The sequence below is a fragment of the Streptomyces sp. NPDC058525 genome (assembly GCF_042719495.1).
Taxonomy (GTDB): Bacteria; Actinomycetota; Actinomycetes; order Streptomycetales; family Streptomycetaceae; genus Streptomyces.
Genome location: NZ_JBHXNP010000037.1, coordinates 35,227 through 49,522, shown reverse-complemented (window position 1 = coordinate 49,522; position 14,296 = coordinate 35,227). Strand labels below are relative to the sequence as shown.

The following is a 14,296-nucleotide window of genomic DNA, read 5'->3' as shown; positions in this document are numbered from 1 at the left end:
CACGGCGCGTCCCACCCCTCAGCGCCCGCCCGGGCCCTCCGTCCAGCCAGCCCGGGCGGGCGCTGTCGCGTCCGGACCGCCCACCCCTCCTCCCAGCCAGCACAAGGAGCCCCCTCTCCCCATGCACGTACCTCTCGCCCGCGCGACCACGCGCCTGACTGCCATCACCATCACCATCGCCGCCGCCGCAGCAGGCACCCTGTCCTGGTCGGCGGCGGCCGCCCCCGCCCAGGCCGACAAGTACGGCCCCGGCTACGCCATCCCCGACAGCGACGGCCATGCCGCCACCTCCCACATCGGCGCCTACGGCCCCCCGGGCATGACGGTCCACGGCCAGTGGGAGACCTACTGCGCCGACCCCGAGCGCAAGGGCCCCGACGCCGCGGGCGGATACACCGGACCGGCCACCGTCGAGCACTGGACCTCCTCCGTCACCGGCAAGCAGGTCCCCGACGCACACCTCGCCTACGCCTCCTACATCGTCGGCAAGTACGGCCAGACCACGGACGCCGCCCAGGCGGCTGCTGTCGACGCGGTCGTCTACGAGTGGCTGGCCGGCGGCACCTACGGCATCGACGGCACCCGCGGCAAGCAGCGCCTCGGCTACCCGAACGTCTCACCCACCGCCCGGACCCTTGCCACCGGCTACCTGGAGGAGGCCAAGAAGTACGCGGGCCCCTACCGCCTGACCCTCACCTCGAAGGTCACCGAGACCCCGGCGGGAAGGAAGGTCGCGGTCACGGCCACCGTCACCGCCACGCTCTCCGGAACCAAGGTCCCCGGGGTGAAGGTCCACCTCACCGAGTCCGGCACCGGCGGCGAGAAGGGACAGGTCACCACCGGCCAGGACGGCACCGCCACCTGGGAGTTCACCGCCGACGCCAAGGGCACCACCACCGTGGGCGCCGAAGCCGACGGACTGCCCGGCTCCCAGCTCAAGGTCCTGGCCCCCCGCGACAGCACCGCCCAGCGGATGCTCCTGGCAGGCGACACCACCACGGCCAAGGACCAGACGGCCATCAAGGTCACCGCCGCGCCGGGCGGCGTCACCATCCGCAAGAAGGACCCAGGCGGCGAGGCCCTGGCAGGCACCTCCTTCCAACTCCTCGACCCGGCCACCGGCAAGAAGGTCGCCGAGGGCAAGACCGGCGCCGACGGCACCCTGGTCTTCGACAACCTCGCCCCGGGCACCTACCGGCTGCGCGAGACCGACAGCGGCAGCCCCCTGCACGCCACGGTGCCCGACCAGGACATCACCATCACCGAGGGCAAGACCGCGACCGCCACCATCGTCGACCCCTTCAAGCAGGGCGAGCTGCTGGTCAAGAAGGTCGACAAGGCCACCGGCAAGCCCCTGGCCGGAGCAGTCATCGCCATCAACACCGACACCGTCGACGCCTCCGGCAAGCACACCAAGGGCAAGGAGGTCACCCGGCTCACCACCGGCAAGGACGGCACCGCCAAGGTCAAGCTCGACGTGACCCTCAAGAACGGCACCACCTACTGGGCCACCGAGGCCAAGCCGCCCGCCGGCTACGAGGCGGACGCCGCCGCCCAGCAGTTCACCGCCACGCCCGGAGCCCAGGTCACCGTCACCCTCGCCGACACCAAGACGCCCACCCCGAGCAGCCCGCCTCCCACCACACCGCCTCCCACCACCCCGCCGCCCGCGGCCAAGCCCCCGGCCGCCCAGCCCCCGGCCCCCTCCGCACAGCTCGCTCACACCGGAGCCTCCACCACCTGGCTGATCGCAGCCGGCGGCGCGCTCCTTGCGGCCGGAGGCACAGCCGTATGGGCCGGAAACCGGCGCCGCACCGCCCGCACCAACAGCAGCTGACCCCACCCCCGGCTTCGGGCCCCGCACACCGGGGTGGGGCCCGAAGCCACCCGCAGGGCACCAGGGAGGCCACCCCTCCCAGCCACTACGCCCACCGGAAGCGACCCCGCTCACCACCCCACCGGAGCCACCCCGTTGTCCCAGATGACCCTCACCGGCCGCCGCCCGGCCCCGGCCCCGCCCACGGCCCTCACAGACGTGATGGCCACCCCGCACGTCGCCCGGCTCCTCGCCGGCACGCTCCTGGGACGCCTGCCCAACGGCATGGCCCCCGCCGCGCTCGTCCTCCTCGTCACCCGCTCCGGCGGCTCCGTGGCCTTCGGCGGCATCCTCAGCGCCCTCTACATCCTCGCCTCCGCCCTCTCCCAGCCGGTCAAGGGCCGCCTGCTGGACCGCCACGGACAGACCACGGTCTCTGGCCCAGCCGCCCTCATCAACGCAGCGAGCCTGCTCACCCTCGCGTTCGTCAGCGCCCGAACCCAACCGGCGCTCGCCACCGCCCTCGTCGCCCTCGCGGGAACCTGCACACCTCCGCTGGAAGCCGGCCTGCGCGCGCTGTGGTCGAGCGTGCTGCCCGACCCCGGCCAGCGCCGCGTCGCTCTCGCCGCCGACACCGGCAGCCAAGGCCTGCTGTTCGTCGCCGGGCCGATGCTGGCCGCCTTCCTGGCCAGCCAGTACGGCACCGGAGCCGCACTGGCCGCGACCGCCGCAACCGGGCTCACCGGCTCCCTCATCGTCCTGACCTCCGCACCCTCACGGCACTGGAGAGCCCCGGCCCGGCACCCGGCCTCCCGCAGCACCCTGGCCAACCCCGCCCTGCTGCGGCTCCTGCTGGCCCTGACCGGCATCGGCGTCGCCACCGGGGCCGTGACCGTATGGGCCGTCGCCATGGCCGAGCAGCACGCCACCGACATGCTCACCGGCCTCATCCCCGGCGCCTACGCCGCCGGCTCCCTCCTCGGCGGCCTCCTCTACGGCCGACGGCCCTGGCCGGGGAACACCACCGCCCATCTCCTCGCCGGAACCGCCGCCTTCACCGTCGCCTGGCTACCCCTGCTCACCCTGCCCGGCCCCGGCCCGGCCGTCGCTCTCGTCCTCCTGCCCGGCCTCTTCCTCCCCGTCGTGATCACCAGTGCCTTCCTCACCGCCGACCGCCTCGCACCCGCGGGCAACCTCACCGAGACCTGCGCCTGGATGATCCTCGCCCTCGGCGTAGGCACCGCCTCCGGCACCGCCCTGGGAGGCGCGCTCGCCACCCACCCACTCCCCGGGGCCGCACTGCCCCTGGCCGGAGCCGCCGCAGCCCTGACCGTCCTCTCCACCACCCGGCGCCACCGCGCCCCGACCACCACCCGCTGAAAGGCCCGAACGAACCCCGGAGAGAAGGACAACCCGTGCCCGACACCAGCCGCCTGTACGCCCTCACCAGCACCTACACCGGACCCTGGTGGCCGTCCGAGCCCGGCCCCTCCTTCCTCATCAACGACCCCGTCATGGCCATGCGCTGGTACCTCGACAACGAGCGAGAACAGAACCTCGCCGTCGCCCTGCGCAGCAGCACCGACGACGACGGCGCCACCTGGAACCCCCTGCCGCCCGGTGAGCTGTGGGCCCACACCCTCCAGCACCTCGACGACACCGCCCAGACGGCGGACGAGTCCGGCCAACGAGACGCGGCCGCCCTGCGCGCGCAGGTGGAGACCGACGCAGCCACATGGATCGACCACCGTATCCGCTTCGTCGAGCCCGACGACCCCTCCCCGTACCGCCCGGCCACTCCGGCCCTCTTCTCCTGGCAACGAGGGGGCGACGTGTGGGCACTGGCCCTCGGTACCGTCCCCCCGGACCCCGTCCTGGACCAGCTCGTCGCCAGGTACACCGACCCACAGCGCGAAGGCCCCGTCCAGGCGCGCGCCGCGGCCCGCGAGACCCTCGCGGCCCTCGCGACCGCGAGATCACCCGCCGACGCCGCTGTCCCCGAACTCCTCCAGGCCTACCAGCGACTGGAACTGCTGACGTTCACCGCCGGCCAGCTCACCTACCTCACTCATGCCGCACAGGACCGCCTGCTGGGCGAACTGGCCACGCGCCTGCCCGAGACCGCCGAGGCCATCGCCTCCCACCCCGACCCGCAGCACCCCGTCCACCAGGCCACCCGCACCTACCTGCACCAGCTGGCGCGGCTGGGCCCCCACCCCGCTCCCGAGACCCGGGAGCTGTGCGAGAGCCGCGACAGGCTCGCCGCCGCCACCGGCGCAGGCCTCGAAGCAGCGCCGCCCGTCCCCGCCGAGCAGTCCGCGCTGCCCGGATATCCGCAGCTGATGAGCGACATCGAGGCCGCGGCCGCCTGGCGGGCACGCTCGCCCAAGGCCCGCCACGACGCCGAGATGTACATGGAAGACCTCGTCCGCGCGCACACCCGCCTGGTCGCCGCCCACGCCACGGCGGCCGCACAGGGGGTGCACTGGCTCGGCGGCCGCCCTCGCGATCCCGACGAGGCCGCCGCCCTCCAGACCCGTGACTACTTCGTGGGGCAGCTCGAAAGGATGAACGCCCACCACAGCGTGCTGATGCACGGTGCCGTCCTGGCCGAGGCCGAGGCAGCCGCCGAACAGGCCAGACACCAGGCCGTCGTAGCGGCCGCCCAGGCCACCCTGCCGCGCACGCCCCGGACCACCGTCGCCGAGACCGAAGCCGACCACGAGGCGTTCATGGCTCACGTCACCACGGCCGAGGCACGCGTCGACCAGGCACTCGGCGAGCAGCGCCAACACGCCCGGGACGCCCTGCACCGGCACTTCCCCAAGGCGGGCGGGAGCTACGGCATGCACGTACGCACACGGCTCCTGGACCGCTCCGGCCTCGGGCTGGACGCCTACAACCGGGCCTACCAGGCGATGGGCCAGACCGGCCGGCGCCTGGATCAACTGGAGCGCCGGATGGCCGGCGGAGCAGTGGAGTTCGGCCAAGAACGGGTCACTCCAGAGCAGGTCGCCGAGGCCGCGAAGCGGCACAGCGATGCCAAGCAGCACTTCGAGGACCTCGGTGTGAGCCTCCCGGCCACCCTCGCAGCCCTCAACGCCCTCGACCGGGCGAGAGAGCTGCCCCCGTCCGGCCCGGCCGGGACGGCAGCCCGGTCCGCACAGATCACCGCCCAGTCACGCGAGCGCACCCTGCAGGCCCACACCCCGCCCGGACCCGGCAGCGCGGCCCACACGACGCAGCAGCCCCGGCCGGACCAGAGCGGCCACCTCCCGCAGAACGCCCCGCGCCCAGGCATGCGCTGAGGAGGACGGCTCCGCGACCGGGGCCGGGGCGCGGATGGTGTCAGACCGCTGCCGGAGCGGGATCTGCTGCCTGCACCTCGCCGGCGGGCACCGAGGTGTCCTCGGGCTTGGGCCAGGTGTAGAGCACCATGTCCTTCTGCTTGTCCTTCTCGAGCCCGTCGGTTTTGACGAGCCGGTCCAGGGCGTTGCGGATCGTCTGGACCGACGTTGCGCGCTCGGGATGCGCTGCCTCCAGCTCGCTCTGGATCTCGCTGACCTTCTTCGGCTCACCAGGGTGCTTGGCCAGGATGGCGGCGATGAGTTTGCCGAGAGTGGGCTCCGCCGAGGCGGTCTTCGTGGCCGCGGCCGCGGCCGGCTTGGCGGCCTGCTTCTTGGCTGCTGCGGTCTTCTTGGCCGGAGCCTCACCAGTCTTCGCAGCCGCGCCCCGCCCTGCCGTGACCTTCCCGGCAGCACCCTTCTTGGCAGCGGTCTTCTTGGCCGGGGCCGCCTTCTTCACCGGCGCCGTGCCGACGTCTTCGGGCTTCTCCGCCCGCGGCGGCGGCACGGCCGCGGCCTCCGTCACAGCGTCCGGCGTGGGGCTGGCCGCCACCGGCTGGGCCGCCTCCGGCAGCGCGGACTCGCCTTCGGAGCCCAACGGCGTGCGCTCCAGAGCCGAGAGGAGCCACTTCTCGTCTGCCTGGAGCTGCTCCACACGTCCGGCGAGGGTCGCCTGCTCGGCCTGGTTGGCTTCGAGGGCAGCTGCCAGGTGTTGCGCGTATGAGTTCTGGATCGAGGTGTCGACAGGCCCGTTGGCCAAGGCAGTCACGCTCCTTCTGAAGGGCTGTGCGTCGGTGCCGGATGCTACTCGGCCCAGTCAGGGGTGGTTGATGTATCCCACTTCCTCACGCCTGCGTGGGTGTATGCCCAGGGTCTGCCGGTTGCCCCGAACCCGTGCAGCTCTGCACTCTCCTGGCAGGGGGTAGCCCGTTGCAGGTGTTCCGCCGGACGCCACCAGCATGACCTCTGCGGCCCTTTCGCTCCCGGCCCGCGGGACAGTCGCGGGAGGGCTCGGCCGCAGGTCACCCGGCCCGCTGAGACTGGGCGGATGAGCGTGGACCAGCCCCAGGAACAGGCCGTTGCACTGCGAGCCTTCCAACAGGAGAAGCGCCAGGTGTGGGCGCGTGACCGGGATACCGGGGCCCTGCTGTATCTGCCGGACGGCAGGGCCGACGGGGAGGTCAGCCCGGGTGTGACATGGCGGTCGCGTACGGCGGAGGGCAGGCTCCTGTGCCCGATACCCGGCTGCGGGCCGTTCGCGCGGGTGGTCGCCAGCCCTTCGCGGCGGCACCACTTCGCCCACCGCTCCGGAGCCGACCACGCCAGGGGCACCGGCCCGGAGACCTTGTGGCACCTGAGCGCGAAGGAACTGCTGGCCCGGTGGGCCGCCGAGGAGCCGACCCTGCGCGGGTGGCGGGTCCACATCGACGACACGCCCATCACCGTGCCCGACGGATGGCGGCGGCCCGACGTCCTGGCCGTCTCGCCGGACGGTGCCACGCGCGTCGCCTTCGAGGTCCAGTACTCCGAGCTCACCGGCGAGCAGTGGCGCGAGCGGCACGGCTTCTACGCCCGGGCCGGGGTCGTCGACATCTGGCTCTTCGCCCACCACGGGCCCCAGTGGCGCAGCCGGGCGGCCACCGGCTCCGCGCGCCGGGCGGAACTCGCCCACCACGACCCGCGATGGGCCGCAGCTGTCGGGCTGAGAGGCCTGCACCAGGCCATGCTCCAGGACGGCGTCACTCCGTTGTGGCTCGACCCGACTGCCCGGACGGTGGGAACCGCCACCGCGCTGTTTGCGCCCGCCGCGCCTCCGTGCGGTCGGCCCAGCCGCCTCGTCCGCGATCCGGCTCTCTACGTCCTGCCCCCGCAGCAGGACTTCCGCGCCTGCTACGTCGAGGCCGACCCCCTGGAGGAGTGCCGCATCGACCTAGCGGCCGGCGAACTCCTCACCCCGGCCCGCGTCCGGCAGCGTCTGGAGCACGAGAGGCTGCTCGGCGACCAAGCGGCGGCCCGGGAGCGGCTGGCTGCCCTGCAGGAGCAGCGCAGCCGGGACAACGAGGTCCGCCGTCAACAGGAGCAGCAGCGGCGGCGGGAGAAGGCGGAGGCGTACGCCGCCGAACAGGAGGAAGCGCAACGGCAGGCGGACCTGCGCGCGAGTCAGGAGCAACGCCGCCGCGACGAGGAGCGGGCCGCGGCCCTGGCACGGCAGCAGATCCCGCTGCTGGACCAGTACCCCCTCCTGTTCAACGAGGGTCCGGCGCCGGCGCCTCCGCGCAAGCGCGGCTGGTGGCCGATCAGGCGACGACGGCAGAGGTGACCTGCAGCAACACCACGGGCACATGTGCCAGGCCCGCAGTGGGGGCCAGCGGCGAAACACATCAGCGGAACGCCCTCACCACGACTTAGGGTCGTCATGGGGAGAGCGTCTCGACGGGGGAGGAGCAAGGGTGCTGAGCAGGGAAGACCACTGGGGGGAGAACGCAGTCTGCCGGAGTGCCGATCCGGAAGAGCTGTTCGTCCAGGGCCCGGGCCAGAACCGTGCCAAGGCCGTGTGCACCGGATGCCCGGTCCGCACCGAGTGCCTGACCGAAGCCCTCGACAACCGTATCGAGTTCGGCGTGTGGGGCGGCATGACCGAACGCGAGCGCCGGGCACTGCTGCGCCGCCGCCCCAACGTCACGTCCTGGCGCAAGGTCCTTGAGAGCGCTCCTGATGAGCAGGGGCAGCCGCAGGCGAGCTGAGGGGCTCACCAGACTCGTGGGGTAGAGCCCCGGCCACGGGCGGCCCCTCCTCGTCTGGGCTGGTCAGAGCGTTGCCGCTCTCTGGGAAGGGGCTGAAGGGGCCGAGGGCGTGCAATCCTCCCCGGGGATGGTTCAACGGCGGCAGTGGCTGAAGGGGCCGGGTTCCGCCAAAAGTGCGGTCAGAACAGCATGCCGTCGGAAGGGCCGGACTCCGCATTGCCGGAATCGGGCTTGCTCGCGCGCCGGCCCCGGGCGCGGTCGGTGAGTTCGCCCTTGGCTCCAGGCCGCAGTGTCCGTGGGTCCACGGCCTCGTGCGGGGTCGCGTCCTGGTACTGCCCGCCGGGTTCGCTTCGGTCGTTGTCCTTGACGTAGAAGACGCGCCGCCGGTAGCGCCGTGACGGCTCCGTGGGCTCTGCGGTCTCCTCGAGCTCGGCGTACCCCACGATGCGTCCTGCCCTCATCGATCCGCGCGGCTTGCCCGTCCGGTTCCGGGTCTTCTCGAACATCCAGCGGACGTAGTCGTACTTGGTGTCGACGGTCTCCCAGCCCTCGACCCAGACGATGTTCACCTCCTGGGAGAGGCTCGTCGCCCCTGCGTCGGACATCGGTGTCACTCCCGGATACGTCAGTTCGTGGCGGGGGCCCGGCACAGGGGCCGTGAAAGGGGCTGACTCGCGCCCTGCACCCCTGCCGCCCTCTTGTGAGGAAAACAGCAGGTCAGAGAGGTTCTCAGGCGTCATTGGAAGGCTCGCAGGGGCTGAAAGGGGCCGACTTCTTAGATTGTTGAGCTGCAAAGGTGGGACTAGTAGTTGGAGGAGATTCCTCAAAGTCGGCCCCTTTCAGCCCCTGCGGGAGGGTCTGGAAGGGCTCTGACCTGCGGTTCTCTGAGGGCAGCACGGGGGGTGCGGACAGCCCCTGCGCCGGCCCCTGGATGAGCCCCTGCCTCATGCTCCAGTCCTCTCGTCCGCGCCAGGGGCCAGCAGCCCGAGGCCGGGGAAGTAGCGCTGCCCGTTGGACTTGGGCAGCTCTCCGGAGGGAATGTTCAGCTTCTGCCGGACGGCGCCACCGAGGTCCCGAGGGGACACGGGCGTCAGGCCCTCCGACTGGCACCATGCCCGGTAGGCCTTCCCCAGATGCGGCTGGAGCACGCGGTACTCGCTGCCGATCACGCAGCAGTCCTTGAGGAACCGGCCGACGGAGTCCTCCGACTCCTCGTAGTCCTGCGTGGCCAGCCTCACCCGCTGGGGGCCGTTGAGCTGGAGATCCTTGCCGTTGAAGTACTGCTTTGCTCCGTCGATTAGCCACTGCAGGATGCCGGGCCCCTCGCTCTCCACCAGCCGGTGGCCGAGGTTGTCGACGACCAGCTCGCTGGGGACGATGCGGTTGAACTCGATGATGCGCATCCGTCGCCAGAAGCCGAATCCGCCAGCCTGTACGACAGGTCTGTGGTTGCCGACGAGCCACAGCTTGTGCGTGGGCGCGAAGCTGTAGAAGTTCTCGTACATGCGGCGTGCCTTGATGCGGTCGCCGCCGGTGAGCAGCTTGAACTTGGCCTCGTCGAACCTGGAGCCCTGGTTGATCTCCGAGCACACCACCAGCCGCCGCCCCTGGAGGTCGGCCAGCTCGGTCGGGTGGTCGGCGTAGGGGGAAGCCATGAGGAAGTTCGGAGGTGCGGAGTCGGCGTACTCCCCGAGCAGCGACAGAAGGACGTCGACCAGCACGGACTTGCCGTTCTGGCCCAGGCCGTAGAGGAAGGCCAGGATCTGCGCGGCCTGATCGCCGGAGATCGAGTACCCGCACAGGCTCTGCAGGTAGGTCTTCATCTCCTCTCCGGCGTCGTCGTCGCCGAAGGTGTCGGTCAGGAAGCGGTTCCACATGGGTGTGGGCATGACCCGCGGCGTGACGGCGGTCGCGTGGGTGTGGCTCTGCGAGGGGGAGGCGGGCACCATCCCGCCCGTGCGCAGGTCGACCACGCCGCCAGGGGTGCACAAGGCGTACGGATCTGAGTCCAGCTCCTCGGGCTCCAGGGTGAGCTCTGGCAGCGTCTCGGCCATCTTCACCAAGGCGGCCGCCCCTGCGGCACTGAGGGCGCGCTTGCGGTAGCGAGCCATCTCGCCGTCCGGGTAGCGCACGTTCTCATCGGTCCGGGGATCCCTGCGCGGCATGCTGTTCGCCAGCTGCATGGCGGAGTACCGGATGCCGGTGGTGTTGCTGTCCGGGAGCCACCGGTAGTCCGCCCACCGGTACCAGCCCATGTCGCGCACGTACCGGTAGTAGTCGCCGTACACGGACAGGAACAGGTGGGCCATGCCCCAGTCGGTGAGGCTGTCGGGAAGCAGGAGCTGAGGCTGCGCGAGCGCAGTCCCAGCCGTCAGCTGGTGGCTGGCACGGCCCGGCTGGTAGGACGCGTCGCCTGGGACCCGGCTCGTTGGTACGGCCGAGCTGGCGCTTGTGTAGCTCATGACTCAGCGGTCTTTCGTCGGGTTCAGGGGGCGTCGCTGCCCAGCGACCAGACCGGACTGGATGATCCGGTGCGCTTCTCGTTCACGGTTCGGGCGAGCCTGCACAGCTGCCTCGATGAGGGCGTTCCGGGCTTCCGCATCGCTCGGCACCAAGCCGGCCGCGACCAGACCCCCCATGGTGAAGGCAGCCTTGTTGAGCTTGCTGCTCCAGCCGCTGCCCTCCGACAGCCGCTCGCACTCGGCCACCTGCGCGAGTGCCGTAGTCACCACCGCGCTGGCCCATGCGGACTCCGACTGCGGAGCCGCGATCCGCCGGGCAAGGTTCGGCACCCGGGCCGCGCGCGGTCGGGGAGCGGAGCCAAGTAGGTGGCCGGTGCGCTGGAGGGCACCGGCCAGCCAGCTCGGCAGCAGGGCGGGAACCCGGACGTCGCCGAGCGCCCGGTATACCCCGGCGCCGGTACGGGTCCCTGGGGCCACGATGTAGCCGCCCTGAGCACGCACGTCCAACTGCCAGCCCAGTGCCCGTCCGTCGTGGTCGCCGCCCGCGGAGCTGGCCCAGCGGGTGTTGCGGGGAGCGGTGAACCAGAGGTGTAGGCCGCCGGACGGCGTCTGTACCGTCAGCGTCCGCATGTCCTCCACCGTCTCAGGCCCCCCGGCCAGGCGGGCCAGAAGCATGAGGGTGTCCAGCCCGGTGCGTACCTGGCGCGCGTCCTCCGCCGAGACGTCGAAGCCGGGAAGCACGCGATCTGCCTCCACCGGGCCGTCGACGTGGCAGTCCACGTCGACCACCACGAGACCGGCCGCCCCCGTGGAGACCCCCACGCCGGGGACCGGCTGCTCGCTCCACCATCGGGCGATTCGCTCGGGCTCGACCGTGGCGGCATAGAAGCCGTGGCACCAGCGCCCCTGTTCGATGCAAGGGCACCCGGCCGCGGCATGAGGCACGTACTGGGTGCTCGACAGCCGGCACCGGCCGCAGCCGGGCCGGGGCGTCTTGTGGCCAGCGCGCAGAGGGAAGACCGGCCACCCCCGCCGGGCGCACCAGGCGGCGACTTCGCTTGCCCTACTCTCCACGGCCGCCCGCCTTCCCGTACGGCAGCGCGCCGCCGCTGCTGGCTCCGGCGCCGGGAGCGCCTTCGGGCCGAAAGGCCGTCGTCGCGGGCGAAGAGTGGTCAGCCGACCAGAGCGGGAACGCTCGCAAGGTCACCATCCCCTTCCTCAGCCACGACCTTCAGCATGGACGTGGCCCACCGGCCGAGGGGGATCAGGACCAGGGGCTCGGGCGCCTCCACGTCCTGGTGCATCCAGTCCGCGACCGCCTCCAGGGCGTGCTGCGCCTCCACCCGGTTGCCGTCGACCACCAGGGTCGTCCGCGCCTCGACGGAGCCAGCCTCCAGCATCTGCCGCGCCAGCGCCATCACCTGGTGGTCGCGCGCGAGAGCCTCCTCGGTCCGTGCGCCGGCCTTCGTCCTGCGGTTCGTGGAGCGGTTGGCACTCAGGGTGGTCGCACAGAGCGCCAGGACGGCGTCAACGGCCTGCAGTTCCTCGGCGGCGGGCATCAGCCCGATCCGATGCAGGTTGCGCAGAGTCTGCGTTCCCACCCCGGCGCGCGCAGCGACCCACCGCTGCGACCGCGGCCGCATCAACTCAGCCAAGTCCAACATCACAAAAGCCCTTGATCTGCGAGCAGCCGCTACCGGCCGACCGTGAAACGAACAGGCCCGAGAGTGAGTGACCCTCTGCCACCTGAAGCTGCGCGTCACTTAACTCCAGAAACGCATGTCTGGTCAAACAACACGCGGTAGATGAGCACACAAGTCCTGCGGGGATGAGGAACCGGCAGGTCAAAATACTTCAATCCGCAGGAAAAGCGGCAACTGGATGCCGGTGGGCTCTCCTGGAAGGCAGGTTGCGGTCAGTCGGCAAGTGGATGACCGTCACCCGGGCAATCAAGATCAAATGCCACCGCCCGGCCCGAGACACCGCCGGAACCGGCGCCCATCGAGAGCAAGATCCGGCCTGCCCCAACCGGTGCCCGGCCCGCTCCCGTTCCCGCCCTGCGCAACCGGAAGTACATCAACCCGCCCCCTCGTCCCGCCTGACGGGACGAGGGGGCCGCCAGGGCTCCCGGTCGGCACACCTCTGAGCACACTCGCCGTGAAGGACAGTGCCAAAGGCGCCTCGGACCCGATCGGAAAGCCCTCCTCTTGATTCACCACACCCCCGAAGCCATCCAGGCCGAGATGCAGGAGCGGCTGCGCGTCGCCGGCCATCAGCGCCTCGTCGCGGCCGCGGCTGCGGAGCGCCGCCGCCAGCGCCGTGCCCGCCGCGCCGCCCGTCCCGGCTGGATGCGTCGCGCGGTGCGGACCCTGCGCCGGGCCGCGGCCGAGGGCCTTCGCGTGAACGACAGCATCAAGCAGCAGGAAGGCGCGCCCCGATGACCACCCGCTCCCACGACAACCCCCGGCTGGCCCCCGGTGCCGGCCAGGCCCGGAGGAGCGCACGCCGCCGCGGCGGGCGCCGGGCCCTCGCCGCAGGCCTGGGCGCAGTCGTCCTCGCTGCCGCGCTCACGGCCTGCGCGAGCAACACCGCCCCCGGCTCCGGCAGCAAGAAGAAGTCCACGGCGGCACCGAGCACGAAGGCGAAAGCCCCGAAGGGCCCGTTCGCGCCCTCGATCCTCGAACAGGCATGGAAGAGCGCGCCGGTCACCGGTGACCTCCTGCGTACCAAGCTGCTGGGCAGCTGGCGCACCGACACCGCGCTCTACGTCGGCCGCGGCACCGGCATCACCGTCCTCGACCCGGTCACCGGAAAGCAGTTGGGCACCATCGAGCCGCCCGAGCCCGGGATGAGCCCCTGCGGCATGAGCGACGGCCTGAGCAAGGACGGCCTGGGCGCGCTCGCCTGGCTCAAGGGCGACCCCGACAGCGCCAAGGCCACCTGCGACCACATCACGCTCATCGACACCCGCAACCACAACACCGCCCGGTGGACGACCACCGTCAGCGCCGAGCTCTTGGGGGGCAAGCCGCTGACCGACGACACCACCCGCCTCGGCTTCACCGGTGACGTCCTCGCCGTCATGACCGGCAACACCGTCGTGGGCCTGCGCTCCGACAAGACCACCGCCTGGACCTGGAAGAACCCCGGCGTCCGGCCCGACACCTACGTCCTGAACTGGGACATGGCCATCGGCCCCGACCGCATCGCCGTCCTGCTCGGCACCGAGCACGGCGCCACCTGGAGCTACGACATCGCCACCCTCGACGCGAACGGCAAGCAGCTCTCCGCCACGCCCGAACCGATGCCCACGCCCAAGGACGGGAGCATCGACCTGGTCTCGGCCGCACCCATGACCGCACTGGTCCGCCCGGAATCCTTCGACCACACCACACCGCCCGAGCTGGTGACCTTCACCCGCGAGGGCGCCGTCGCCCGGCGCATCAAGCTGGCCACACAGGACGGGCCCGCGACCATCAGCCAGTTCAACCTGCTGGGCCGGGCGGAGAGGTACAACATCCAGCTCACCGACACCACCGCCTACGTCGCCGCCGGCGACAGCCTGAGCATGGACGGCGCCCCCACCCAGGTCGCCGCCTTCGACCTGGCCACCGGAGCCCACCGCTGGACCCGCCCCGTCGGCGAGGCCGCACAGCCCCGCTTCGCCGGCGCGGACGACGACACCGTCTACGTCCTCGGCGGCAAGAGCATCTCCGACATGGAGCTCTACGCCTACTCGGCCAAGACCGGCGACCGCACCAAGATCAGCACCGTCAAGGCACCCGACAGCCTGTTCATGCTGAGCTCCGCGATCATCGACTACGCCTCCGGCAGCCTCGCCACGATCACCACCGGCTCAAGTCCCGGCCCCGGCGTCTTCATGTTCCGCGCCCCCTCCAGCTGACCCCCCAGCGCCAGCCGCGCCACGGG

The 14,296-nt window shown here is 71.7% G+C and carries 11 protein-coding genes and 1 pseudogene; 7 read left to right on the top strand and 5 right to left on the bottom strand.

Translation table 11 applies throughout. From position 1 onward, the window contains the following. Positions 1-121 precede the first annotated feature (121 nt). From ACFWP3_RS18875 to ACFWP3_RS18865, 3 genes are all read left to right on the top strand, one after another. A complete protein-coding gene (locus ACFWP3_RS18875) occupies positions 122-1,837 on the top strand; it encodes a collagen binding domain-containing protein (RefSeq protein WP_384222196.1) in 1,716 nt (571 codons plus the stop codon). A gap of 144 nt (positions 1,838-1,981) precedes the next feature. Beyond that, entirely contained in the window at positions 1,982-3,196 is a 1,215-nt protein-coding gene (locus ACFWP3_RS18870) for an MFS transporter (protein ID WP_384222258.1), read from the top strand. A gap of 35 nt (positions 3,197-3,231) precedes the next feature. Next, positions 3,232-5,124 carry a hypothetical protein gene (locus ACFWP3_RS18865; protein WP_384222194.1) on the top strand — a complete coding sequence of 631 codons (1,893 nt, stop codon included), beginning with the start codon at positions 3,232-3,234 and terminating at the stop codon, positions 5,122-5,124. A gap of 40 nt (positions 5,125-5,164) precedes the next feature. Here the strand turns inward: ACFWP3_RS18865 and ACFWP3_RS18860 are convergent, their stop codons facing one another. Next, on the bottom strand, positions 5,165-5,920 hold the full coding sequence (locus ACFWP3_RS18860) for a hypothetical protein (protein WP_384222191.1): 756 nt from the start codon (positions 5,918-5,920) through the stop codon (positions 5,165-5,167). A 288-nt stretch (positions 5,921-6,208) separates the two neighbouring features. On the opposite strand from ACFWP3_RS18860, the gene ACFWP3_RS18855 reads away from it, so the two are divergent. Beyond that, the gene (locus ACFWP3_RS18855; protein ID WP_384222190.1) at positions 6,209-7,480 is read left to right on the top strand and encodes a competence protein CoiA; all 1,272 of its coding nucleotides are present in this window, start codon (positions 6,209-6,211) and stop codon (positions 7,478-7,480) included. A 130-nt stretch (positions 7,481-7,610) separates the two neighbouring features. Beyond that, positions 7,611-7,880: pseudogene (locus ACFWP3_RS18850) on the top strand (WhiB family transcriptional regulator); the annotation flags it as partial. Between the two features lie 203 nt (positions 7,881-8,083). On the opposite strand, the gene ACFWP3_RS18845 reads toward ACFWP3_RS18850, so the two are convergent. From ACFWP3_RS18845 to ACFWP3_RS18830, 4 genes are all read right to left on the bottom strand, one after another. After that, entirely contained in the window at positions 8,084-8,509 is a 426-nt protein-coding gene (locus ACFWP3_RS18845) for a DUF6009 family protein (protein ID WP_384222187.1), read from the bottom strand. A 339-nt stretch (positions 8,510-8,848) separates the two neighbouring features. Next, positions 8,849-10,366 carry a phage/plasmid primase, P4 family gene (locus ACFWP3_RS18840; protein WP_384222185.1) on the bottom strand — a complete coding sequence of 506 codons (1,518 nt, stop codon included), beginning with the start codon at positions 10,364-10,366 and terminating at the stop codon, positions 8,849-8,851. A gap of 3 nt (positions 10,367-10,369) precedes the next feature. Then, on the bottom strand, positions 10,370-11,440 hold the full coding sequence (locus ACFWP3_RS18835) for a bifunctional DNA primase/polymerase (protein ID WP_384222183.1): 1,071 nt from the start codon (positions 11,438-11,440) through the stop codon (positions 10,370-10,372). A gap of 98 nt (positions 11,441-11,538) precedes the next feature. Continuing rightward, a complete protein-coding gene (locus tag ACFWP3_RS18830) occupies positions 11,539-11,967 on the bottom strand; it encodes a hypothetical protein (RefSeq protein WP_384222180.1) in 429 nt (142 codons plus the stop codon). Between the two features lie 606 nt (positions 11,968-12,573). On the opposite strand from ACFWP3_RS18830, the gene ACFWP3_RS18825 reads away from it, so the two are divergent. Together ACFWP3_RS18825 and ACFWP3_RS18820 are read left to right on the top strand one after the other, a co-directional pair. After that, entirely contained in the window at positions 12,574-12,807 is a 234-nt protein-coding gene (locus ACFWP3_RS18825) for a hypothetical protein (RefSeq protein WP_384222177.1), read from the top strand. Further along, entirely contained in the window at positions 12,804-14,270 is a 1,467-nt protein-coding gene (locus tag ACFWP3_RS18820; RefSeq protein ID WP_384222174.1) for a hypothetical protein, read from the top strand. The genes ACFWP3_RS18825 and ACFWP3_RS18820 overlap by 4 nt, the downstream gene beginning before the upstream one ends. The last annotated feature ends 26 nt before the right edge of the window (positions 14,271-14,296 follow it).

Excerpts from the sequence above, each read along its gene's own strand:
- ACFWP3_RS18855 (WP_384222190.1), top strand. The coding sequence starts at position 6,209 with ATGAGCGTGGACCAGCCCCAGGAACAGGCCGTTGCACTGCGAGCCTTC.
- ACFWP3_RS18875 (WP_384222196.1), top strand. The coding sequence starts at position 122 with ATGCACGTACCTCTCGCCCGCGCGACCACGCGCCTGACTGCCATCACC.
- ACFWP3_RS18870 (WP_384222258.1), top strand. The coding sequence starts at position 1,982 with ATGACCCTCACCGGCCGCCGCCCGGCCCCGGCCCCGCCCACGGCCCTC.
- ACFWP3_RS18820 (WP_384222174.1), top strand. The coding sequence starts at position 12,804 with ATGACCACCCGCTCCCACGACAACCCCCGGCTGGCCCCCGGTGCCGGC.
- ACFWP3_RS18845 (WP_384222187.1), bottom strand. The coding sequence starts at position 8,509 with ATGTCCGACGCAGGGGCGACGAGCCTCTCCCAGGAGGTGAACATCGTC.
- ACFWP3_RS18840 (WP_384222185.1), bottom strand. The coding sequence starts at position 10,366 with ATGAGCTACACAAGCGCCAGCTCGGCCGTACCAACGAGCCGGGTCCCA.